Below are 20,336 nucleotides of genomic sequence, written 5' to 3' on the forward strand. Positions count from 1 at the left end.
CAGATGAGGTTTCCATGACAGATACAACCGCCACTTTTACCCCTGAAGATGAACATTTCATGCGCCGAGCGATGGAACTTGCCCAGCAGGCTGAAGCGGAAGGTGAAGTGCCCGTCGGTGCGTTGCTGGTCAAAGATGGCGAGATCATTGCGGAAGGATGGAACCGTTCCATAGGTGCCTGCGATGCCACTGCGCACGCCGAAATTCAGGTACTGCGCAAAGCGGGCGCGGCGCTGCATAACTATCGTCTGCTCGATACTACCTTGTATGTGACGCTTGAACCGTGTCCGATGTGTGCGGGCGCCTTGCTGCACAGCCGAGTTAAACGCATCGTTTATGGTGCGCCGGATCTCAAAGCCGGTGCGGCAGGTACGGTGATGGATCTGTTCAGCAGTCAGGCTGCGTATCACTATGCCACGGTGGAAAAGGGGTTGTTGGAAGAGGAATGCCGCCAGCAACTGCAGGCGTTTTTCCAACGTCGGCGCAAAGAGATCAAAGCGCAGAAAGACGCGGCAAAGCGCGATGCTGGGCAAGATAATGGCGTGGCTCACTAGTGAGAAGAGAGAAAAGCGGGCAAACATCTCACTGTGTAGATGTTTGCACAAAATTACGCGTGATTAACGAGATGAACGTAAATTCGGTTACGTTCGCTGATTTTTCTTTTAGTGTTGGCTAATTTACGTTTGCGGCGGTTAGCGGCAACGGTTTTATTCAGGCGTTTTGATTGGACACGACGTTTCAACATCACGACCTCCTGCTTACGACAAAAAATCCCCATCAGCTCTGCTTGTTCCCATCACTGGGAGTGAAGAAACGAAGCACTTAGGTTAATGGGAATGGTTGACTGAGAACTCAAGCGCAGCGGGCGCAAAAGCCGTCTCTACTGGCTACAAGGCGCGTTCAGTGACAACGCGCCAGTAAATAGCGAATGGGCGATTTTAGAGAAATCCTTCCCCAAAAATCAATCCACCGAGAGAAAAATCCTCGGCAGAAACTACTTTTCTGCCGAGACAGATGAGATCTCTGCCTCATCCGACGTCTCTGCTGCAACATCCGATATCTCATCGGGGGTGAGTAGCTCTTCGCCTTCAAGCGGTGGAATAACCAATATTTCCCCGTCATCATTGGCTGGTAAATAAGAGCGTTGTCCCACATGACCGATGATCGACTGATAGTAGCGGCGAATGTTTTCCACGTAATTTCTTGCCTCATCACCACGGGCAAAGCCGTAGCGGGTTTGGCTAAAATATTTCTTCTGCCTTAGCAGTGGCAATCTCTCTTTGACATCGCCCCAAGAGTCGGGGTTAGCGCCCTGTTTTTTAGTCAAACGGCGCGCGTCCATCATGTGACCAAAGCCAACATTGTAAGAAGCCAAGGCAAACCAAATTTTCTCATGCTGGGGAATCGACTCTGGCACTCGCGAGACAATACGACGCAGATACTCAACACCGCCTTTGATCGATTGTTCCGGATCGAGGCGATTTCTCACCCCAACGCTTTTCGCCGTAGGTAGGGTCAACATCATCATGCCGCGCACACCCGTTGGTGATTTAGCCAGCGGGTTCCAATGGGACTCTTGATAGGCCAATGCAGCGATCAAACGCCAGTCAAATTCCGCCGAATATTGCTCAAACAGCGGTGCCCATTTCGGTAAGCGGCTGTCGAGCGCACGAATAAAGGCACGCGTGTCGACATAATCAAAGGAGCCGATGTGGCCGATGTACTTTTCTTCCAGACGCGCCAGCTCCCCCGATTGGTTCACATCGCCAAAGAACTCGATCAACATGGCGTACAGCGACTCATCTGGCGAGCGGCGCACAAACCAAGAGACGGGCTGATCTTCCGTCAGCTCAAAAGCCAGAGCAAGGTCTGGATACAAACGCTGGGCAAGAGAGAGCTCAACCGAATCGGTCACGGTAAAACGCAGTTCACCTTGCGAAACCTTTTTCAGCAGATCGTTGGTGTCAGCGTTGGAGATCACTTGGAAGGCAAGCTCGGGGTAATCCTTCTGCAATCTTCTGAGCGTGGGAGCGTACTGAGATTGTTTAACCACTTGTAACGTAGCGGCAGCGGCGTCATTGATGCTGTCATCGTCTTGCGCTTCGCTGCTGGTGTTCTGTTGTTTTTCTGATTGGTAGCTAATGAGCTGCTCAAGATTGCGCGGGCGTAAATCGCCATTCTTGTACACCACTTGTTGGCTGACGTAGTAATACGCAGGTCCCGGGCGAAACTGGTTAACGGCATTTTTGCTTTGGCTCAATCCGGTCGCGATCAGGTCAATATCACCACGCTTGAGCATAGGAAATAGCTCGGCTTGGCGGTAAGCGGGTTTGATTTCCAAACGCACGCCGAGTTGATCAGCAAATTGACGGGCCAGTTCATAATCTAAACCGGCTTGACCATCGGGGCCGATGTAGTAAGAGAGCTGGTTATTGAGCGTTCCCACGCGCAGTACGCCACGTTGTTTGATCTGATCCAGCTCGCTGGCGGGTTTTGACTCTATCTGACAGGCAGAGAGTATCAGCACGGCGGCCGAGAGTAGAAGATAGTGGCGGATTCTGGCTAACGGGATCAAGCGCATTAACGATATTCTCAAGAAGCAATTGGTCCCTTTATATCAAAGCTCGCAGCACTGGCAAAGTAAAAGCCTGATTTCTCATCGCCGATGTTCAAGCGACAGAACATTTTGCCTGTATTGCCAGTTTGACAAAAAAAATGACGCAAACGGTTGCTTTTGCTGTTACATCACAAAAACAAATCCTTTATAATGCGCCCGCAAAGGAGAGGTGGAATCGGCATAAGTTCGCAAGTTTTTCATTAAGCTTTTGAATTTATTCCAATATCACCTTAATCAATTGCATAAGAGACCTAAGCACATGAGAATTTTGCGTGGCTCCCCAGCTCTTTCTGAGTTTCGTGTTAACAAACTACTGGAACTTTGTCGTGAACAAGCCCTGCCTGTGAGCGGTATTTACGCTGAGTTCATGCACTTTGCCGACCTCAAAACCGAGTTAGATGCTCAGGAACTGGAAAAGTTAGAGAAGCTGCTGACTTACGGTCCAACCATTCAAGAACACGAGCCACAGGGTTTACTCCTGCTGGTGACGCCTCGTCCGGGCACTATTTCTCCTTGGTCTTCTAAAGCAACCGACATTGCGCACAACTGTGGCCTGGCGTCGATCAAACGTCTGGAACGCGGCACGGCATACTACGTTGAGAGCGAAACGGCGCTGACTGACGCGCAGGTAACCACTCTGAAAGCCTTGCTTCACGATCGCATGATGGAAGTGGTGTTCACGGAACTCGACGCGGCACAAGCGCTATTCAGTGTGGCAGAACCCGCGCCAATGACTCAGGTGGATATCCTCTCTGGTGGTCGTGTTGCGCTAGAAGAAGCCAACGTTTCCCTTGGTCTAGCTCTGGCGGAAGATGAAATTGATTACTTGGTGGAGAACTTCATCAAGCTGGATCGTAACCCGAATGACATCGAGCTGATGATGTTTGCTCAGGCAAACTCTGAGCACTGCCGACACAAAATTTTCAATGCGGATTGGACGATCGACGGTGTTGATCAGGACAAATCGCTGTTCAAGATGATCAAGAACACCTTCGAAACCACGCCGGATCACGTGCTGTCTGCTTACAAAGATAACGCAGCGGTGATGACCGGTTCGAAAGTCGGCCGTTTCTTCCCTGATCCGGACTCGCGTCAATACACTTACCACCACGAAGATGCCCACATTCTGATGAAAGTGGAAACGCACAACCACCCAACGGCGATTTCGCCTTGGCCAGGTGCGTCAACAGGTAGCGGCGGTGAAATTCGTGATGAAGGCGCAACGGGTATCGGCGGTAAGCCAAAAGCGGGTCTGGTGGGCTTTACGGTATCTAACCTGCGCATCCCTAACTTCGTTCAGCCTTGGGAAAGTGATTTTGGTAAACCAAGCCGCATCGTCAGCGCGCTGGATATCATGATTGAAGGTCCTCTGGGCGGCGCGGCATTCAACAACGAATTTGGTCGTCCAAACCTGCTGGGTTACTTCCGTACTTATGAAGAGAAAGTCACCTCACACGCGGGTGAAGAGATCCGTGGTTACCACAAGCCAATCATGATTGCTGGCGGTATGGGTAACATTCGTGACGAACACGTACAGAAAAAAGAAATCCCGGTTGGCGCGAAACTGATCGTGCTGGGCGGTCCGGCGATGAACATCGGCCTGGGCGGCGGTGCGGCGTCTTCCATGGCGTCGGGTCAGTCGGCAGAAGATTTGGATTTTGCTTCAGTACAACGTGAAAACCCAGAGATGGAACGTCGTTGTCAGGAAGTGATCGACCGCTGCTGGCAACTGGGCGATGCGAACCCAATCGCGTTTATCCACGATGTGGGCGCGGGTGGTATCTCGAACGCACTGCCTGAGCTAGTTAACGACGGCGATCGTGGCGGTAAATTCCAACTGCGTGACGTGCCAAACGATGAACCGGGCATGAGCCCGCTGGAAATCTGGTGTAACGAATCGCAAGAGCGTTATGTGCTGGCGGTTGCGCCGGAGAACATGGAGATGTTTGATGCCATCTGTAAGCGTGAGCGCGCACCTTATGCAGTGGTGGGCGTGGCGACGGAAGAGCGTCATCTGACTCTGGAAGACAGCCACTTCGATAACATGCCAATCGATATGCCGATGGACATTCTGCTTGGCAAGCCGCCGAAAATGCACCGTGAAGCGACCACGCTGAAAGTGACCAGCCCGGCGATTGACCGCAGCGGTATCGAACTCAATGAAGCGGTGGATCGCGTGCTGCGTCTGCCGGCTGTGGCTGAGAAAACCTTCCTGATCACCATCGGTGACCGCACCGTGACGGGTCTGGTGGCTCGTGACCAGATGGTTGGTCCTTGGCAGGTGCCAGTGGCCAACTGCGCGGTAACGGCAGCAAGCTACGACACTTACCACGGTGAAGCGATGTCGATGGGTGAGCGCACTCCTGTCGCTCTGCTTGACTTCGGCGCATCGGCGCGTCTGGCGGTGGGTGAGTCTCTGACCAACATCGCGGCGACGGATATCGGCGATATCAAACACATCAAACTGTCAGCGAACTGGATGTCTCCAGCCGGTCACCCGGGTGAAGATGCGGGTCTGTACGAAGCGGTGAAAGCTGTGGGTGAAGAGCTGTGTCCGGCGCTGGGCCTGACCATTCCTGTTGGTAAAGACTCGATGTCGATGAAGACCAAGTGGAACGAGAACGGCGAAAACAAAGAAGTGACCTCGCCGCTGTCGCTCGTCATCACAGCGTTTGCGCGTGTGGAAGATGTGCGTAAGACCATCACACCACAACTGCGTACGCCTGCTACCATGGAAAGACTGGGTGAAACGTCTTTGCTGCTGGTGGATCTGGGTAACGGTCAGAATCGTCTCGGCGCGACGGCACTGGCGCAAGTGTACAAGCAGTTGGGTGACAAGCCAGCGGATGTGGACAACGCCGATCAACTGAAAGGCTTCTTCGATGCGATACAAACGTTGGTTCGCAGCGACAAACTCGTGGCTTACCACGATAAAGGCGACGGTGGTCTGTTTGTCACCCTGGCTGAAATGGCGTTCGCGGGTCACTGTGGTGTGAAAGCTAACATTGAAACGCTGGGTGACGACGTGCTGGCGGCGCTGTTCAACGAAGAGTTGGGTGCGGTGATTCAGGTTAAGAACGATGAACTGAATGTGGTAATGGCCACGCTGGCGGCTCATGGTCTGGCGGATTGTTCACATCTGATTGGTCAGGTAGAAGCGTCAGACAATTTCGTTATCACCTCAGGTGATGAGATTCTGCTTGAGCGCTCACGCACTGAACTGCGTACCATCTGGGCCGAGACCACGCACAAGATGCAAGCGATGCGCGACAACCCAGCGTGTGCCGATCAAGAATTTGCGGCGAAAAAAGACAACTCAGACCCAGGTCTGAATGTGTCACTGAGCTTTGATGTCAACCAAGATGTTGCGGCACCTTACATTGCAGCTTCGATGATCAATACCGGCGCGAAGCCTAAGATGGCGATTCTGCGTGAGCAGGGCGTGAACTCACACGTTGAAATGGCGGCTGCGTTTGACCGTGCGGGTTTTGACGCAGTCGACATTCACATGAGCGACATTCTGACCGGTCAAGCGGTGCTGGATGAGTACCAAGGTCTGGTCGCGTGTGGTGGCTTCTCCTACGGTGACGTGCTGGGCGCGGGTGAAGGTTGGGCGAAATCGGTGCTGTTCAATGCGCAGGCTCGCGAACAGTTCGAGCAGTTCTTCAACCGTCAGGACACGTTCTCGCTAGGTGTGTGTAACGGTTGTCAAATGCTGTCTAACCTGAAAGAACTGATCCCGGGTGCAGACTTGTGGCCACGTTTCGTGCGCAACGAATCGGAGCGTTTTGAAGCGCGCTTTAGCCTGGTTGAAGTGCAGAAGTCAGATTCTGTGTTCTTCGATGGCATGGCGGGCTCTCGTATGCCGATTGCGGTCTCTCACGGTGAAGGTCGCGTGGAAGTTCGCGATGAAGCGCACCTCAATGCGATTGAACAATCTGGTACGGTTGCAGTCCGTTTCGTGGATAACTTCGGTCAGCCGACGCAGCAATACCCGAACAACCCGAACGGCTCGCCAAATGCGATTACCGGTCTGATAACCAAAGACGGCCGTGTCACCATCATGATGCCGCACCCAGAGCGTGTCTTCCGCACTGTGGCGAACTCATGGCACCCAGATAACTGGGGTGAAAATGGTGCCTGGATGCGTATGTTCCAAAACGCGCGTAAGAATCTCGGTTAATCGCCAGTAACAGTACCTTATCTCTTCAACCGCTAGGGCTTTGCTCTGGCGGTTTTTTTATCCAGTGATGGATAGCCAACCTCTTTTATTTGTGCTCTAATACCGCGCTTGCCAAGGGATGGCGTTGATCCCTTAATACTCCCTTAGGAAACTTTCAAATGTCGAAAAACAAAAAATTTGCTATCCGCGTAACTGAAAAACGTGAAGGTTGGGCGGCAGAGATCACTCGTCAAGTGACATCTCGTAAGACAGTTGTCTCCAAGCGCCAAATGGGTTTTGAAAGTGAAGCGCTGGCTCAAGCTTGGGCGGAAAAAGAGCTGGCTGAGTTTGTGCAAAACCAAGTTGTTCGTAACGAGCGCAAAGGCCAAATGCGTAAGGAACGTGAAGCGGAAGCGCTAAGCGCGAAAATTCGTAAAGCTGAATTACGCCGCACACGTGACGCCGAAATGGATGATGAAGAAGACGACGAAGCGTAAGCTAACGCTCTCTGACCAAACAGAAAAGCCCTGATTCGCAGTCAGGGCTTTTTTCTTTTCATCTTTTGGCGTTGCCGTTTTATTCGAAGCAATCGGAGGAAATCGACAGGCTGAGTGAGGCGTCGTTTTTTACGACATACGGCGGTTGATTACCCCATTTACCTGATGGTACAAGCGATTGCTGATAAACCTGTCGGCTCTTTTTCTTTGGTAGATCAATGTGTTGTAAGCCATCCGACAGATCGTTGGCTTCACCGTAATCGAAATCTACGTGAGAAGTGGCGTTTTCTTTTTGTGTCAAAATGCACTTGGGTCGGTTTTGTACGCTGTCGATTTGCCATTCAACCTGAGCGGGGCGCGCATCCAGATCTAAGTCTGTTGGCGCTGTTTGACCTAAAAGGTCAGTATCGTTCTTTAGTCGTTGAACGGTGAACTGTTCTTGTAGGTACTGGGCTATTTCGCCACTTGGCTCTCCAGCAGAGTGTGCGAAAAGAGAGGGGCTCAGCAGCATAGCGCTGAGCGAGAGATGAAAACGTTTGGGTAGCATTGAATCAGAATCGACACAGGAAATAACAGCCAAACATAATAAAAACGAATTAAACGTTGTTCAATTATGGCTCTGTATCGATTTGTATGGCCCCAGTAAAAACCGGGGCGAGTTTATAACGGGATCTGCCCAGTGGTAATAGTGTCGGCGTCGGCGTCGACCAACTCTTCAATATAGCTTTCAACCACTTGTTCTACTGAGTCATCGTCTTGACGGAAGTAGGCAATATGGAAGATAGCATCGCCTTCATTCACCAGAGGTAGCGTTTGTTGGCCAATCACAATCCCACCTTTAGGTGCTAGCAGTTCAACTTCATCATGACCAAGGGGAGAGCTGATGTAGGCAAGTGTTTCTCCTTTCTCTACCTTGGCACCGAGATTGACCACAGTGCGCAGAATGCCGTTGCCCGAAGCGCGTACCCAACTGGTTGATTTGGCAATCACCGGATCAGGGAAGCGTTTACGGCTGGCGCGCAGCATGCCAATGGACTGCATCACCCGTTTGACACCATGAACACCGGCGCTGATAGAAAGCGGATCAAAACGTAGCGCTTCACCCGCTTCATAGGTTAAAACCGGAATTTGACACTTTTCTGCTTCCGAGCGAAGGGAGCCATCGCGCAGAGCAGAATCGACGATCACTGGGGCCGCAAAAACTTTGGCGATCTTCAGTGTCTCGGGGTTGCTGAGATTGGCGCGGATCTGCGGCAGGTTGGTGCGGTGAATCGCACCTGTGTGCAGATCGATAATGTAGTCCGCTCTTAGCGCTACATTGTTGAAAAATGTATGAGCCATGCGTGATGCCAGCGCCCCTTTCTCACTGCCCGGAAAACAGCGATTAAGATCGCGTCTGTCTGGCAAATAGCGTGATTTGTGAATGAAACCAAAAACGTTGACGATCGGCACGGCAATCACTGTGCCACGGATTTTTTGTGGATCTAAACTATTGATTAACTGGCGAACAATTTCCACACCATTGAGTTCGTCGCCGTGAATGGCTGCGTTGACCATGATAACCGGTCCCGCATAGCGGCCGTTGATCACTTCAATTGGAATTGACAGTGGTGAGTGCGTGTAGAGCTGAGCGGCATCTAACTCGATCTCTTCTCTCTGCCCCGGTTTGATCTTGTGCCCCAAAATCTCAAATATCTTATTTTTCTTATTGCGAACCATAGTACTTCCTGCCTTTACTATCATTGCGACTTTATCAACTGGCAAAGTTATACACCATTCTGTCTTATTGCGGGTACGACAAAAAGCGTTGATGAAATAAAGAGGGCTCCCACAGGAGCCCTAAGAAAGTTGCTAGCAAGTTGTCTTACGCTTTTTCTGGAATAGCTTCCAATAGCGCAACCATTTGATCCCAGTAAAGTTGGACGGTGTCAATCTTCACTTTCTCATCAGGTGAATGAGGGAACTTAATCGTTGGACCGAAAGAAACCATGTCCATTTGAGGATAAGGTTTTTTAAACAGACCACATTCCAGACCTGCGTGGATCACCATAATATTCGGTTTGTGGCCGTAAATGCCTTGGTACATGTCGCGGAAAATCGCCATGATTTCAGAATCGGCGTCTGGCTTCCAACCTGGGTAAGCGCCAGAAAGTTCAATACGTGCTCCGGCAAGCTCTGCGACTGATTTCAGCATGCTTTCCACTTGAGTACGGCCTGAATCGATCAGCGAACGAACCAGACACAATACGCTTACTTTATTCTCTTCGGTTTTGATCACACCGACATTGAGCGATGTTTCAACCACACCTTCAATCTCATCACTCATGCGCATTACGCCATTTGGACAAGCGTTGAGCGCGGCAATCAAACGCTGTTGATCGGCCATCACCAAGACTTGTGCGTCGCTGGATGCTTCTTGATTAAAGGTCACCAAATTGGTTTCCACTTTACCGAGCTCAGATTTGAGCAGCTCAGTGTAAAACTCAAACAGTTTTGCCAGTTTGCTGAGGTTTTCCTCAGGCAGCGCAACGGTGACAAAGGCCTCGCGAGGGATGGCATTTCTCAAGCTACCACCACGGAACTCAATCAGACGCATGTCGAGTTCATTGGCATGGCCTGCTAAAAAGCGCGCCATCAGTTTGTTTGCGTTGCCACGACCTGTGTGAATATCACAGCCTGAGTGGCCGCCTTTGAGCCCTTTAAGAATCAGCTGGCGGGCGACATAACCTTGTGGTAACGCTTCACGTTGGATATCAAAAAACAGCTCTGCATTAATGCCACCCGCACAGCCCATGTAGACTTCGCCTTCTTGCTCTGAGTCGGTGTTGAGGAGAATCTCACCTTCCAACCAACCTGCTTCAAGGCCAAATGCGCCAGTCATGCCCGCTTCTTCATCAATGGTCAGCAGCACTTCAAGTGGGCCGTGTTTGATCTCGCTTGATGCCAGTACAGCAAGGCAAGAGGCCATGCCGATGCCGTTATCTGCGCCAAGCGTGGTGCCTTTTGCGGTTATCCATTCACCATCGATGTATGGCTGGATAGGATCGCGGGTAAAGTCATGATCGGTGTCTTCATTCTTCTGTGGAACCATATCGATGTGCGCTTGTAGCACAACACCTTTTTTGTTTTCCATACCCGCGGTGGCTGGTTTCTTAATAAATACGTTGCCCGTTGGATCACGGTGAACCTCTAACCCTTGCTCCGTTGCCCAAGTCACTATGTACTGCGCGAGCGCTTCTTCATGTTTAGATGGATGAGGGATAGAACAAATTTTGTCGAAAAACTGCCAAAGGGGAGCGGGGGACAGACTACTGATTTCAGAATGGAATTCAGACACGGATGACTCCTTTACATATTATTTGCCAGATGGCGTACTGCAGCAGACCGATTTCTGCGCATAAATGCCGAGTCTGCTGATAATAAATCAGCAGTAAGCATACCACTAGCAGAGTATGGCGAGTAGTTGCGTTGACGATGCGCTTACAACGAGAGTGTCACATTCTGTGAACGTTCACTTGCTTATTTGTGTACGTTTCGCGGCTTCCTTTCTTTATGCAAAGTTCCGAATGATATTTTTGTAATTTAATTTCGTTAAAAGATTGATGCTAGTCAATAAAAGAAATTTATGTGATAAAAGTCACTAAAAAACTTGTAATAAAATTTCTTTGTGGTATATTTATAACCAACTTCTTAAGCGAAGAAAGAAATGCTCAAAGGATGAGTCCGTTTTATCGCCTCCAAGGAACCGAGAAATCAAACGTGTCTTATTGATTTAGTAAAGGTGATAGTTATGAAAGGTTTAGCTTCTGCAATGTTTTGGTCCAACCACTCGGTTTACACCAGTAACTTTGCTTACCCAACAAGCTTTGGTTACAAATAATCCAGTTAACCAACGGCATGTGACCCTGAACAGTTTGTTCACCCCTATAAATTGGAATTTTCTTTCAGTAATAGTGCTGACATGATTCTACCGCCACTCTTGTTGAGTGGCGTTTTTTTATGCCCGCATTTTGTCCTACCTCGATTTCTCCTCTATGTATTTTATTGACCGCATTTGGTCGGTTTGACCGCATTTTTGTAATGTAAAAACGGCAAAGCGGTCGATTTATTTATTGAAAGTTTATGACATTGTCGATTTTTTCTGCATACCAGTTCTTAAACCTGTTGTTTTTTCTTATTGTTTCCTAAAGAAAAATATCATTCTTCATCGTTCGACTTACTTTTTTCTGTCTTTGAAGCCAGTGAAATCTCGATTCGAGTAAAAAATCTATCTGGAATTTGTTATTTGATAACTTTATAATCGGCAGCCAATCGATTACGCAACCGTTTACTTTTTACTCTTACAGGATTCGATCATGCTCGAAAGGCTATTTAAACTCAGTGAAAATGGCACCAATGTGCGCACTGAGATCATCGCAGGTGTCACCACCTTTTTAACGATGGCTTACATCATTTTTGTTAACCCAGCGATTCTTGCCGATGCAGGAATGGATCGTGGAGCAGTATTTGTTGCAACCTGTCTTGCTGCAGCGATTGGTTGTTTCATTATGGGCTTGTGGGCGAACTATCCGATCGCGCAAGCACCTGGCATGGGCCTGAATGCCTTCTTTACCTACGCGGTGGTGTTAGGCATGGGCTACACTTGGCAAGTCGCGCTGGCGGCGGTGTTTGTCTCTGGTGTGCTGTTCATCTTATTGAGTATTTTTAAGATCCGTGAGTGGATCATCAACTCCATTCCACTTTCATTGAGAACGGGTATTTCAGCGGGTATCGGGCTGTTCTTGGCTTTCATTGCCCTGAAAAATGCAGGTATTGTTGTTGACAACCCAGCAACGCTGGTTTCTCTCGGTCATATTACTTCTCTGGCTCCCGTTCTTGCTTCTGTTGGTTTCTTCCTCACTATCGCCTTAGTACATCGCGGTGTTAAAGGTGCGGTAATGATCGCTATCCTGGCGGTAACCGGATTGGGCCTGGTTTTTGGCGATGTGCAATGGGCTGGTGTGATGTCAACACCGCCAAGTATTGCTCCGACTTTCTTACAGCTAGATTTCTCCGCGGTATTTGAAGTTGGCATGATTTCGGTCGTGTTTGCTTTCCTTTTTGTTGACCTGTTTGATACTGCCGGCACCTTGGTTGGTGTCGCAACCAAAGCTGACCTGATCGAAAAAGATGGTAAGATCCCTCGTCTGAACAAAGCACTGCTAGCGGACTCGACGGCAACTTCGGTTGGCGCACTGCTAGGTACTTCAAACACCACCTCGTATATCGAAAGCGTCTCTGGAGTAGCCGCTGGCGGTCGTACTGGTTTGACAGCGGTCGTGGTGGGTGTGCTGTTCCTGTTGGCACTGTTCTTCTCTCCTCTCGCGGGCATGATCCCAGCTTATGCGACAGCGGGAGCGCTGTTCTACGTGGCAATCTTGATGCTTTCGGGTCTAGTGAGCATTGATTGGCGCGATCTCACTGAAGCGGCGCCAGTGGTAGTAACCTGCCTGCTGATGCCCTTAACGTTCTCTATCGCGGAAGGTATTTCGCTTGGCTTTATCGCTTATGCCGCCATTAAGTTGTTCAGTGGTAAAGGGCGCGATGTCTCTTTGAGTGTGTGGGTGATGGCGGCGATCTTTATCGTTAAGTATCTTTTCGCTTAATAGCTTTTGCTGTTGCGTTCCGGTAGAATAATCGTTTGCGCAGCTCGAAACCCAGACATTCTATTACTTTTCGGGCTCTCATCATGATGAGAGCCCGAAAACCGTTTGGGGCAACAGATTTTCAAATAATTAGGTTATTACAATGAGCAACAAATTCGTTATTACTTGGGATGCCATGCAAACTTACTGCCGCAAACTGGCTGAGCAACAAATGCCAGCAGAGCAGTGGAAAGGTATCTGGGCCGTGAGTCGCGGTGGTTTGGTTCCTGGTGCTATCTTGGCACGTGAGTTGGGTATTCGCTACGTCGACACGATTTGCATCTCTAGCTACGATCATGATCACCAGCGTGACATGACCGTCATCAAAGCGCCAGAAGGCGATGGTGAAGGCTATTTGATCGTTGAAGATTTGGTCGATAGCGGTGATACAGCACGTAAGTTGCGTGAAATGTATCCAAAAGCGAAATTGATTGCTGTGTGTGCCAAGCCATCAGGTAAAGCGCTGCTCGATGACTACGTTGTTGATATTGCACAAGATACATGGATTGAACAACCTTGGGATATGGCGCTCTCTTATGCAGAGCCAGTCAATCGCAAGCAAAAGTAAAACCGTTGTTAACGCGTAAAAAAATGGCCCCTGCATGGGCCATTTTTTTTATTGCTGTTATACTGTTTCGCCTAAATCTCTGATGTTAGCTAAGTGCCCTGAGTCATGTATGTCTGAAGAAGAAACCAGCAAAAACTTGTCTGAAACTCTGTTTGTGAAGCATAAACAGGCGAAAGAAACCTCGGCATTAACTCAATATATGCCAACCAGCCAGTCACTGCTGGACGAACAGAAAGCCAAAACGGGTTACGCTTGGTATCGCAACTTGCGCCGTTTGCAGTGGGTATGGCAAGGCGTTGATCCTATAGAGCAAGAGCAAGTTTTGGCCTCTATCGCCTCTTCAAAACATTCCCGTACGGACGAGCAGTGGCTGGATACCGTCATGGGTTATCACAGTGGTAACTGGGCTTATGAGTGGACAAAACTGGGGATGTTGCATCAAAAGCGAGCCGCTGAGATGGCCAAGGAAAAGGCAGCAGAAGAGCTGTTTTCGGCCTCACTCTGCTACAGCATTGCCGGATATCCTCACCTTAAAAACGACAATTTAGCCCTGCAAGCTCAGGTGCTGGCCAATCGCGCTTATCTCGAAGCCGCCGAGAAGAGCCAATACATCATTAAACAACTGGAGATCCCTTACGAAAAGGGCACCATTGTTGCTCATCTGCATTTGACTAATACCGATAAACCGCATCCGGTGGTGATCGTCAGTGCGGGTCTCGACAGCTTGCAAACCGATATGTGGCGACTGTTTCGTGATCATCTGGCTAAACATGACATTGCCATGCTGACGGTAGACATGCCGTCCGTCGGCTACAGCGCCAAATGGCCGTTAACCGAGGACTACAGTTGTCTGCATCAAGCCGTATTGAATGAACTGTTTTCCATTCCTTATGTGGACCACCACCGTGTTGGCCTGATTGGATTTCGTTTTGGTGGCAACACTATGGTGCGCTTATCTTTCCTTGAGCAGGAAAAAATCAAAGCGTGTGTGACGCTCGGTGCACCGATTCATCATGTATTTGCTTCACCGCAAAAACTGCAAAGCATGCCGAAGATGTATCTCGATGTCCTCGCTTCGAGGCTTGGCAAAAATGTCGTGGATATTTACAGCCTCTCCGGGCAAATGGCGGCGTGGTCTTTAAAAGTGCAAGGGTTCCTTTCAAGCCGCAAAACCAAAGTGCCAATCTTGGCAATGAGTTTAGAAGGCGACCCCGTTTCTCCCCATTCAGACAATCAGTTAGTTGCGCTTTACAGCAATTATGGCAAAGCGAAGCAAATTAGCGCCAAAACAATTACACAAGGATATGAGCAATCCCTCGATTTGGCGATAAAGTGGCTGGAAGATGAACTATTAAGGTGACAAACCTCCTAATTTAGTCAAGAGTGAAATATGAGTTTAATAAAATAACCTCATGATAAATAAAAATTATTGTCATTCTTAACATTGAAGAAAATGGAGATTCAACATGTCAGAAGTGACGAATAACCCAACTCACAACCGTTTGTTGACCAAACTGCGTGCGATGGGGCCTTACCTGAGAGACCCTCAGTCTAAGGAAGGGCATTACTACTTTGACTGCTTGTCTGTTTGTGTAGATGATCGAAAGTCCCCTGAACTGCGTGAGTTTTGGGGCTGGTGGATGGTACTTGAATCTGTCGAAGGGGGATTCACGGCAAAATACCATGCGGGAAAATACGATACTGACGGAAATTGGCTCAATGAAGCGCTGCCTAAAAAAGTCGCGACGGAAGTGAACCAAACTCAGCACTGTTTTCATGCCAAGCTGGTGAAAACCTTGGATGAACAGTTTAAGTTAACCGTCGCCTATCATGACGAGTCGGTAGAATTTGTCTGATTTTCTAAGGCTTGCGCTCTAACAATTAAAAAGGTGCGATTTTCGCACCTTTTCTGCTTGTGAATTGCCGATTAGATTGCTAAAACAACCACTCTTATCTTAATTTGTGTTTCATTTCAGAAGACATCATGACTACGAATCAACAAAGCAGCGCAGCATTCCAGGCAAAAACGGTCGTTGTGAAGCTGGGCACCAGCGTGTTAACCGGTGGTACGTTGGCACTTGACCGAGCTCATATGGTTGAGCTGGCTCGCCAGTGTGCAGAACTCAAAAAGCAAGGCCATTCGGTGGTCGTTGTTTCGTCAGGGGCAATTGCTGCCGGGCGAGAGCACTTAGGTTACCCGGCGCTACCCAATGCGATGGCGAGCAAGCAGTTGCTGGCGGCTGTTGGGCAAAGCCAGTTGATTCAGACGTGGGAATCGTTGTTCGCCATCTACGGGATTAAAATCGGCCAGATGCTGCTCACTCGTGCGGATCTAGAAGATCGCGAACGTTTTCTTAACGCGCGTGACACCATCAATGCCTTGGTCGAGAACGACATCATTCCGGTGGTAAACGAAAATGATGCCGTGGCCACCAGCGAAATCAAAGTCGGCGACAACGACAACCTTTCTGCCTTAGTGGGCATCTTATGTGGTGCAGATAAGCTTTTGCTGCTCACCGATCAAAAAGGGCTGTTTACAGCCGATCCGCGCAAAGATCCCAATGCGGAGCTGATCAAAGAAGTGAAAACCATCGATGACACGTTACGTAAAATCGCGGGCGGGAGTGGCACCACGCTTGGTACTGGTGGCATGGCGACCAAACTGCAAGCGGCCGATATTGCTCGCCGCGCAGGTATTGAAGTCATCATCGCTGCTGGCCGCGCAGAGAACGTGATTTTTGATTCACTGGGTGATGCGCCGCAAGGCACACGCTTTTTGCCATGCGAAGAGGCATTGGAAAACCGCAAACGCTGGATCTTGGCTGGCCCAGCCGCTTCTGGTGACATCGTCATCGACGGCGGCGCTGTGAAAGCGGTGCTGGAAAAAGGCAGCAGTCTGCTGGCAAAAGGGGTCACCAAAGTGTTGGGCGAGTTTTCTCGTGGTGAAGTGGTCCGCATCACCAATGAACAAGGCCAACTGATCGCTCGTGGTATCGCCAGCTATTCGCACCAAGATATGGCAAAAATCGCAGGGAAACACAGTAAAGACATCATCTCTATTTTGGGCTACGACTATGGTTCAGAAGTGATTCACCGTGATGACATGGTGGTGATTCAAGAATAGTCGGCAACAGCAAAGAGGATTTCAGGTGGAATTGACCAATTTAGGCAAAGCGGCAAAAGAGGCGGCTTTTCAACTCGCGACCGCCTCCACGGCGCAGAAAAACCGCGCATTGGCGCTGATTGCCGATGAGCTTGAGGCTAACGCAGCGGATATTTTAGCCGCGAATGCAAAAGACATTGAACTGGGGCGTCAGGCGGGTTTAAGCGACGCAATGCTGGATCGCTTGCTTCTTAATGAACAGCGCTTGCATGGCATCGCTAACGACGTACGCAACGTTATCAGCCTTGCTGACCCTGTGGGTAGTGAGATTGACAGTAAAGTGTTGGAAAACGGCATGCAGCTTTCTCGCCGCCGCGTGCCATTAGGGGTGGTTGGCGTTATTTATGAAGCGCGCCCGAATGTGACCATTGATATCGCCGCGCTGTGTCTGAAAACGGGTAATGCCAGCATTCTACGTGGCGGGAAAGAGACGTTCTTCTCCAACATGGAACTGGTGAATGTGATTCAATCGGCACTGGCCAAAGCCAAGCTGCCAGCCGCATCGGTGCAGTATATTGAAAAGCCTGATCGCGAGTTGGTCAATCAACTGCTGAAAATGGATGAGTACGTGGACATGATCATTCCACGCGGCGGTGCTGGTCTGCACAAAATGTGCAAAGAGAACAGCACCATTCCGGTCATCATCGGTGGTTTTGGCATCAGCCATATTTTTGTTGATGAGAGCGCAAACCTAGAAAAATCACTCGACGTCGTTGAAAACGCCAAAGTGCAGCGCCCATCGGCGTGTAACTCGCTGGACACGCTGTTAGTCCACCAGCAGGTTGCAGCCGAGTTCTTGCCGATGCTGGTGGCGCGTTTGAATGACAAAGTGACGTTTGTCGCAGAGCCGCAAGCGAAAGCGTTGATGGGAAGTGCCGACAATCTGCGCGATGCGCAAGAGGGTGACTTTGACACGGAATGGCTAAGCTACACACTGGGCGTGAAAGTGGTGGTGGATGTGGCCCAAGCGATTGAACATATGCGTGAGCACAACGCCAGCCATTCGGATGCGATCATGACCAACAGTTTGGAAAATGCTGAGCGCTTTATTAACTCAGTGGATTCGGCGGCGGTGTACGTCAACGCGTCTACCCGCTTTACCGATGGCGCGCAATTTGGTCTCGGCGCTGAAGTGGCCGTGTCAACGCAAAAACTGCACGCCCGTGGCCCAATGGGCTTGGAAGAGCTCACCAGCTACAAATGGGTCGGCAAGGCCAATTACCTGCCACGCAGTTAACATAACCTGCGAATATCAGCGCGAAAGGGGCCATCATGGCCCCTTTTTGTTTTATTCGCTTAGGCAATTCCGCTACACTAGCTCACATTTCATCACTCGAATTAGGCTGAATAAAACAAGCGAAAAGTCCATTTTTGCTCCTCGAGTGTTGACCGGCTTATCCATTATTGGGAGGTGATATGCATTGTCCCTTTTGTTCCGAAAACGACACCAAAGTGATCGACTCTCGTTTGGTGGCCGACGGGCATCAAGTTCGTCGTCGTCGTCAATGTTTAGCGTGTAATGAACGCTTTACCACATTTGAAACGGCTGAGTTGCTGATGCCGAAAGTGATCAAGTCCAACGGCAACCGTGAACCATTCAATGAAGACAAAATGGTCGGTGGCATACAGCGTGCACTGGAAAAACGCCCAGTCAGCGCTGATGCGATTGAATTGGCGATCAGCATGATCAAATCTAAGCTCAGAGCGACGGGTGAGCGGGAAGTGCCGAGTAAAATGATTGGTAACTTAGTCATGGAGCAACTCAAACATCTCGATAAAGTGGCTTACATCCGTTTTGCCTCTGTCTACCGTAGCTTTGAAGATATTCGCGAGTTTGGCGAAGAGATTGCGAGGTTAGAAGATTAGCCATGACCCCATCCCCATTTACCGCTTTTGATTACCAAATGATGACTCGGGCAATTGCCCTTGCCAAACGGGGCATCTATACCACTGCGCCAAACCCGAATGTGGGTTGTGTGTTGGTGCGTGACGGAGAAATCGTTGGCGAAGGCTATCACGCGCGAGCTGGCGAGCCGCATGCGGAAGTGCATGCCCTGCGCATGGCGGGTGAAAAAGCACGCGGCGCAACGGCGTATGTGACCTTAGAGCCCTGCTCTCACTATGGCCGTACTCCACCGTGTGCCGAAGGCCTGACTAAGGCGGGCGTAGCGAAAGTGATTGGCGCGATGCAAGATCCGAATCCGCAAGTGGCCGGACGCGGTTTTCAAATGCTGCGAGATGCCGGTATTGACGTGCACGTCGGCCTCATGGAAGCCGAGGCCGTCGCTCTCAACCCTGCTTTTATTAAGCGCATGCAAACAGGGATGCCGTTTGTGCAGCTGAAAATGGCCGCATCCTTAGATGGGCAAAGTGCGCTTAGCAACGGTCAAAGCCAGTGGATTACCTCCGCGAATGCCCGCCGTGACGTACAACGGTTTCGCGCCAAAGCGGGGGCGATTTTATCGACCAGCAAAACCGTGATTGAAGATAACGCCTCACTCAATGTGCGTTGGTCTGAGCTGCCTGCTTCAGTGCAAGCACACTATGAAGAACGTAACCTGCGCCAGCCTGTACGAGTGATTTTGGATCGTCAGTCGCAACTCACTTCTTCGCTCAAACTTTTCCAAACGCCTGGGGAACGAGTGGTTGTCAGTCCACTTGGCGATCTTGCTCCAGAGTTTGATGAGCAAGGCAGTCTGGATCTGTCTCGTACGCTGCAAAGCCTTACCCACAAATTCAACGTCAATCATGTCTGGGTTGAAGCTGGGGCCACTTTGGCTGGTGCTTTGCTCAGCAAAGGCTTGGTTGATGAGTTGATTGTCTACCTAGCCCCTAAGTTAATGGGCAGTGATGGGCGTGGGCTGATTGGCGCACTTGGTCTGAGCGATATGGCGCAAGTGATGGATTTAACCATTAAAGACGTACGCATGGTCGGCCCTGATATCCGCATCATCGCGACCCCTAAAGAGAAAGAAAATTAAATGTTTACAGGAATTATTGAAGCCGTAGGCACGCTGACGGCGATCACTCCGCGCGGTGAAGACATTAGCGTGACGGTGCAAACCGGTAAGCTGGATATGTCGGACGTGAAGTTAGGTGACAGTATTGCCACCAATGGCGTTTGCTTGACCGTGATTGATTTTGGCCCGAACTACTACAGCGCCGATCTCTCCCTAGAGACGCTGAAAAAAACCGGGTTTGCGCATTATCAAGTGGGTTCCAAAGTCAATTTAGAGAAAGCCATGTTGCCAACCACCCGTTTTGGCGGACACATCGTGTCGGGGCATGTTGATGGCGTAGGGGAAATCGTTGAGCGCAATCAGGTTGGCCGGGCGATCGAGTTCTGGGTAAACATGCCTGCAGAGATAAGCAAGTACGTCGCCGAAAAAGGCTCGATTACGGTTGATGGCATCAGTCTTACCGTCAATGACCTGCGTAAAAACGCCTTTAAGCTGACGATCGTACCGCACACCGGCGAAGAGACGACCATCAATGATTTCCACGTTGGGCGCAAAGTGAATCTGGAAGTGGATGTGCTAGCGCGCTACATGGAGCGTCTGTTGCAAGGAAATCAGGCGCAAGAGGCACCCGAATCTCGCCTTACGATGGCGTTTCTGCAACAGAATGGTTTTGCTTAGTTCACAG

At 50.0% G+C, this 20,336-nt stretch carries 17 protein-coding genes; 12 read left to right on the top strand and 5 right to left on the bottom strand.

Going from position 1 to position 20,336, the window contains the following annotated elements; all coding sequences use genetic code 11:
- Positions 1 to 14 precede the first annotated feature (14 nt).
- Positions 15 to 554 carry a tRNA adenosine(34) deaminase TadA gene (tadA, locus tag I3X05_RS03295; RefSeq protein WP_045570688.1) on the top strand — a complete coding sequence of 180 codons (540 nt, stop codon included), beginning with the start codon at positions 15 to 17 and terminating at the stop codon, positions 552 to 554.
- A 53-nt stretch (positions 555 to 607) separates the two neighbouring features.
- On the opposite strand, the gene I3X05_RS03300 is transcribed toward tadA, so the two are convergent.
- Positions 608 to 745, bottom strand: coding sequence for a hypothetical protein (locus I3X05_RS03300; RefSeq protein ID WP_139046343.1), 138 nt, complete (start codon positions 743 to 745; stop codon positions 608 to 610).
- A gap of 249 nt (positions 746 to 994) precedes the next feature.
- Positions 995 to 2,581, bottom strand: a complete 1,587-nt coding sequence (gene mltF / locus I3X05_RS03305) for a membrane-bound lytic murein transglycosylase MltF (RefSeq protein WP_337971159.1) — start codon at positions 2,579 to 2,581, stop codon at positions 995 to 997.
- 295 nt (positions 2,582 to 2,876) lie between these two features.
- Between mltF and purL the strand changes: the two genes are divergently transcribed.
- Together purL and I3X05_RS03315 are read left to right on the top strand one after the other, a co-directional pair.
- On the top strand, positions 2,877 to 6,800 hold the full coding sequence (purL, locus tag I3X05_RS03310) for a phosphoribosylformylglycinamidine synthase (RefSeq protein WP_337970961.1): 3,924 nt from the start codon (positions 2,877 to 2,879) through the stop codon (positions 6,798 to 6,800).
- A 158-nt stretch (positions 6,801 to 6,958) separates the two neighbouring features.
- Positions 6,959 to 7,276 carry a DUF3622 domain-containing protein gene (locus I3X05_RS03315; RefSeq protein WP_045570685.1) on the top strand — a complete coding sequence of 106 codons (318 nt, stop codon included), beginning with the start codon at positions 6,959 to 6,961 and terminating at the stop codon, positions 7,274 to 7,276.
- 79 nt (positions 7,277 to 7,355) lie between these two features.
- On the opposite strand, the gene I3X05_RS03320 is transcribed toward I3X05_RS03315, so the two are convergent.
- The 3 genes from I3X05_RS03320 to I3X05_RS03330 all read right to left on the bottom strand — a co-directional run bounded on the left by I3X05_RS03320 (position 7,356) and on the right by I3X05_RS03330 (position 10,613).
- Positions 7,356 to 7,823: a hypothetical protein gene (locus I3X05_RS03320; RefSeq protein WP_052702555.1), complete on the bottom strand. Its 468-nt coding sequence runs from the start codon at positions 7,821 to 7,823 to the stop codon at positions 7,356 to 7,358.
- Between the two features lie 113 nt (positions 7,824 to 7,936).
- Entirely contained in the window at positions 7,937 to 8,995 is a 1,059-nt protein-coding gene (locus I3X05_RS03325; RefSeq protein WP_045570684.1) for a succinylglutamate desuccinylase/aspartoacylase family protein, read from the bottom strand.
- A gap of 145 nt (positions 8,996 to 9,140) precedes the next feature.
- On the bottom strand, positions 9,141 to 10,613 hold the full coding sequence (locus I3X05_RS03330; RefSeq protein ID WP_045570683.1) for an aminoacyl-histidine dipeptidase: 1,473 nt from the start codon (positions 10,611 to 10,613) through the stop codon (positions 9,141 to 9,143).
- 1,018 nt (positions 10,614 to 11,631) lie between these two features.
- Between I3X05_RS03330 and I3X05_RS03335 the strand changes: the two genes are divergently transcribed.
- From I3X05_RS03335 to I3X05_RS03375, 9 genes are all read left to right on the top strand, one after another.
- A complete protein-coding gene (locus tag I3X05_RS03335; RefSeq protein ID WP_193157694.1) occupies positions 11,632 to 12,921 on the top strand; it encodes an NCS2 family permease in 1,290 nt (429 codons plus the stop codon).
- Between the two features lie 142 nt (positions 12,922 to 13,063).
- The gene (tet(34), locus tag I3X05_RS03340; RefSeq protein WP_039424401.1) at positions 13,064 to 13,528 is read left to right on the top strand and encodes an oxytetracycline resistance phosphoribosyltransferase domain-containing protein Tet(34); all 465 of its coding nucleotides are present in this window, start codon (positions 13,064 to 13,066) and stop codon (positions 13,526 to 13,528) included.
- A 109-nt stretch (positions 13,529 to 13,637) separates the two neighbouring features.
- Positions 13,638 to 14,888 (top strand): esterase FrsA, encoded by a 1,251-nt coding sequence (frsA, locus tag I3X05_RS03345; RefSeq protein WP_045570681.1) that lies wholly within the window; start codon positions 13,638 to 13,640, stop codon positions 14,886 to 14,888.
- Positions 14,889 to 14,994: 106 nt separating this feature from the next.
- The gene (crl, locus tag I3X05_RS03350; protein WP_039424405.1) at positions 14,995 to 15,384 is read left to right on the top strand and encodes a sigma factor-binding protein Crl; all 390 of its coding nucleotides are present in this window, start codon (positions 14,995 to 14,997) and stop codon (positions 15,382 to 15,384) included.
- A gap of 128 nt (positions 15,385 to 15,512) precedes the next feature.
- On the top strand, positions 15,513 to 16,652 hold the full coding sequence (proB, locus tag I3X05_RS03355) for a glutamate 5-kinase (protein ID WP_039424408.1): 1,140 nt from the start codon (positions 15,513 to 15,515) through the stop codon (positions 16,650 to 16,652).
- 25 nt (positions 16,653 to 16,677) lie between these two features.
- Positions 16,678 to 17,928 (top strand): glutamate-5-semialdehyde dehydrogenase, encoded by a 1,251-nt coding sequence (locus I3X05_RS03360; RefSeq protein ID WP_045570680.1) that lies wholly within the window; start codon positions 16,678 to 16,680, stop codon positions 17,926 to 17,928.
- 179 nt (positions 17,929 to 18,107) lie between these two features.
- A complete protein-coding gene (gene nrdR, locus I3X05_RS03365; RefSeq protein WP_011149678.1) occupies positions 18,108 to 18,557 on the top strand; it encodes a transcriptional regulator NrdR in 450 nt (149 codons plus the stop codon).
- A gap of 2 nt (positions 18,558 to 18,559) precedes the next feature.
- The gene (gene ribD, locus I3X05_RS03370; protein ID WP_045570679.1) at positions 18,560 to 19,672 is read left to right on the top strand and encodes a bifunctional diaminohydroxyphosphoribosylaminopyrimidine deaminase/5-amino-6-(5-phosphoribosylamino)uracil reductase RibD; all 1,113 of its coding nucleotides are present in this window, start codon (positions 18,560 to 18,562) and stop codon (positions 19,670 to 19,672) included.
- Positions 19,673 to 20,329, top strand: a complete 657-nt coding sequence (locus I3X05_RS03375; protein ID WP_045570678.1) for a riboflavin synthase — start codon at positions 19,673 to 19,675, stop codon at positions 20,327 to 20,329. It abuts the gene before it with no gap.
- Positions 20,330 to 20,336: the final 7 nt, after the last annotated feature.

The organism is Vibrio navarrensis, from assembly GCF_015767675.1.
Taxonomy (GTDB): domain Bacteria; phylum Pseudomonadota; class Gammaproteobacteria; order Enterobacterales; family Vibrionaceae; genus Vibrio.

Bases quoted from the DNA above. Each gene is read 5' to 3' on its own strand.
- I3X05_RS03300 (WP_139046343.1), bottom strand. From the start codon at position 745: ATGTTGAAACGTCGTGTCCAATCAAAACGCCTGAATAAAACCGTTGCC.
- nrdR (WP_011149678.1), top strand. From the start codon at position 18,108: ATGCATTGTCCCTTTTGTTCCGAAAACGACACCAAAGTGATCGACTCT.
- I3X05_RS03375 (WP_045570678.1), top strand. From the start codon at position 19,673: ATGTTTACAGGAATTATTGAAGCCGTAGGCACGCTGACGGCGATCACT.
- ribD (WP_045570679.1), top strand. From the start codon at position 18,560: ATGACCCCATCCCCATTTACCGCTTTTGATTACCAAATGATGACTCGG.
- I3X05_RS03320 (WP_052702555.1), bottom strand. From the start codon at position 7,823: ATGCTACCCAAACGTTTTCATCTCTCGCTCAGCGCTATGCTGCTGAGC.
- I3X05_RS03315 (WP_045570685.1), top strand. From the start codon at position 6,959: ATGTCGAAAAACAAAAAATTTGCTATCCGCGTAACTGAAAAACGTGAA.
- I3X05_RS03335 (WP_193157694.1), top strand. From the start codon at position 11,632: ATGCTCGAAAGGCTATTTAAACTCAGTGAAAATGGCACCAATGTGCGC.
- I3X05_RS03325 (WP_045570684.1), bottom strand. From the start codon at position 8,995: ATGGTTCGCAATAAGAAAAATAAGATATTTGAGATTTTGGGGCACAAG.
- purL (WP_337970961.1), top strand. From the start codon at position 2,877: ATGAGAATTTTGCGTGGCTCCCCAGCTCTTTCTGAGTTTCGTGTTAAC.
- mltF (WP_337971159.1), bottom strand. From the start codon at position 2,581: ATGCGCTTGATCCCGTTAGCCAGAATCCGCCACTATCTTCTACTCTCG.
- crl (WP_039424405.1), top strand. From the start codon at position 14,995: ATGTCAGAAGTGACGAATAACCCAACTCACAACCGTTTGTTGACCAAA.
- proB (WP_039424408.1), top strand. From the start codon at position 15,513: ATGACTACGAATCAACAAAGCAGCGCAGCATTCCAGGCAAAAACGGTC.
- tadA (WP_045570688.1), top strand. From the start codon at position 15: ATGACAGATACAACCGCCACTTTTACCCCTGAAGATGAACATTTCATG.
- frsA (WP_045570681.1), top strand. From the start codon at position 13,638: ATGTCTGAAGAAGAAACCAGCAAAAACTTGTCTGAAACTCTGTTTGTG.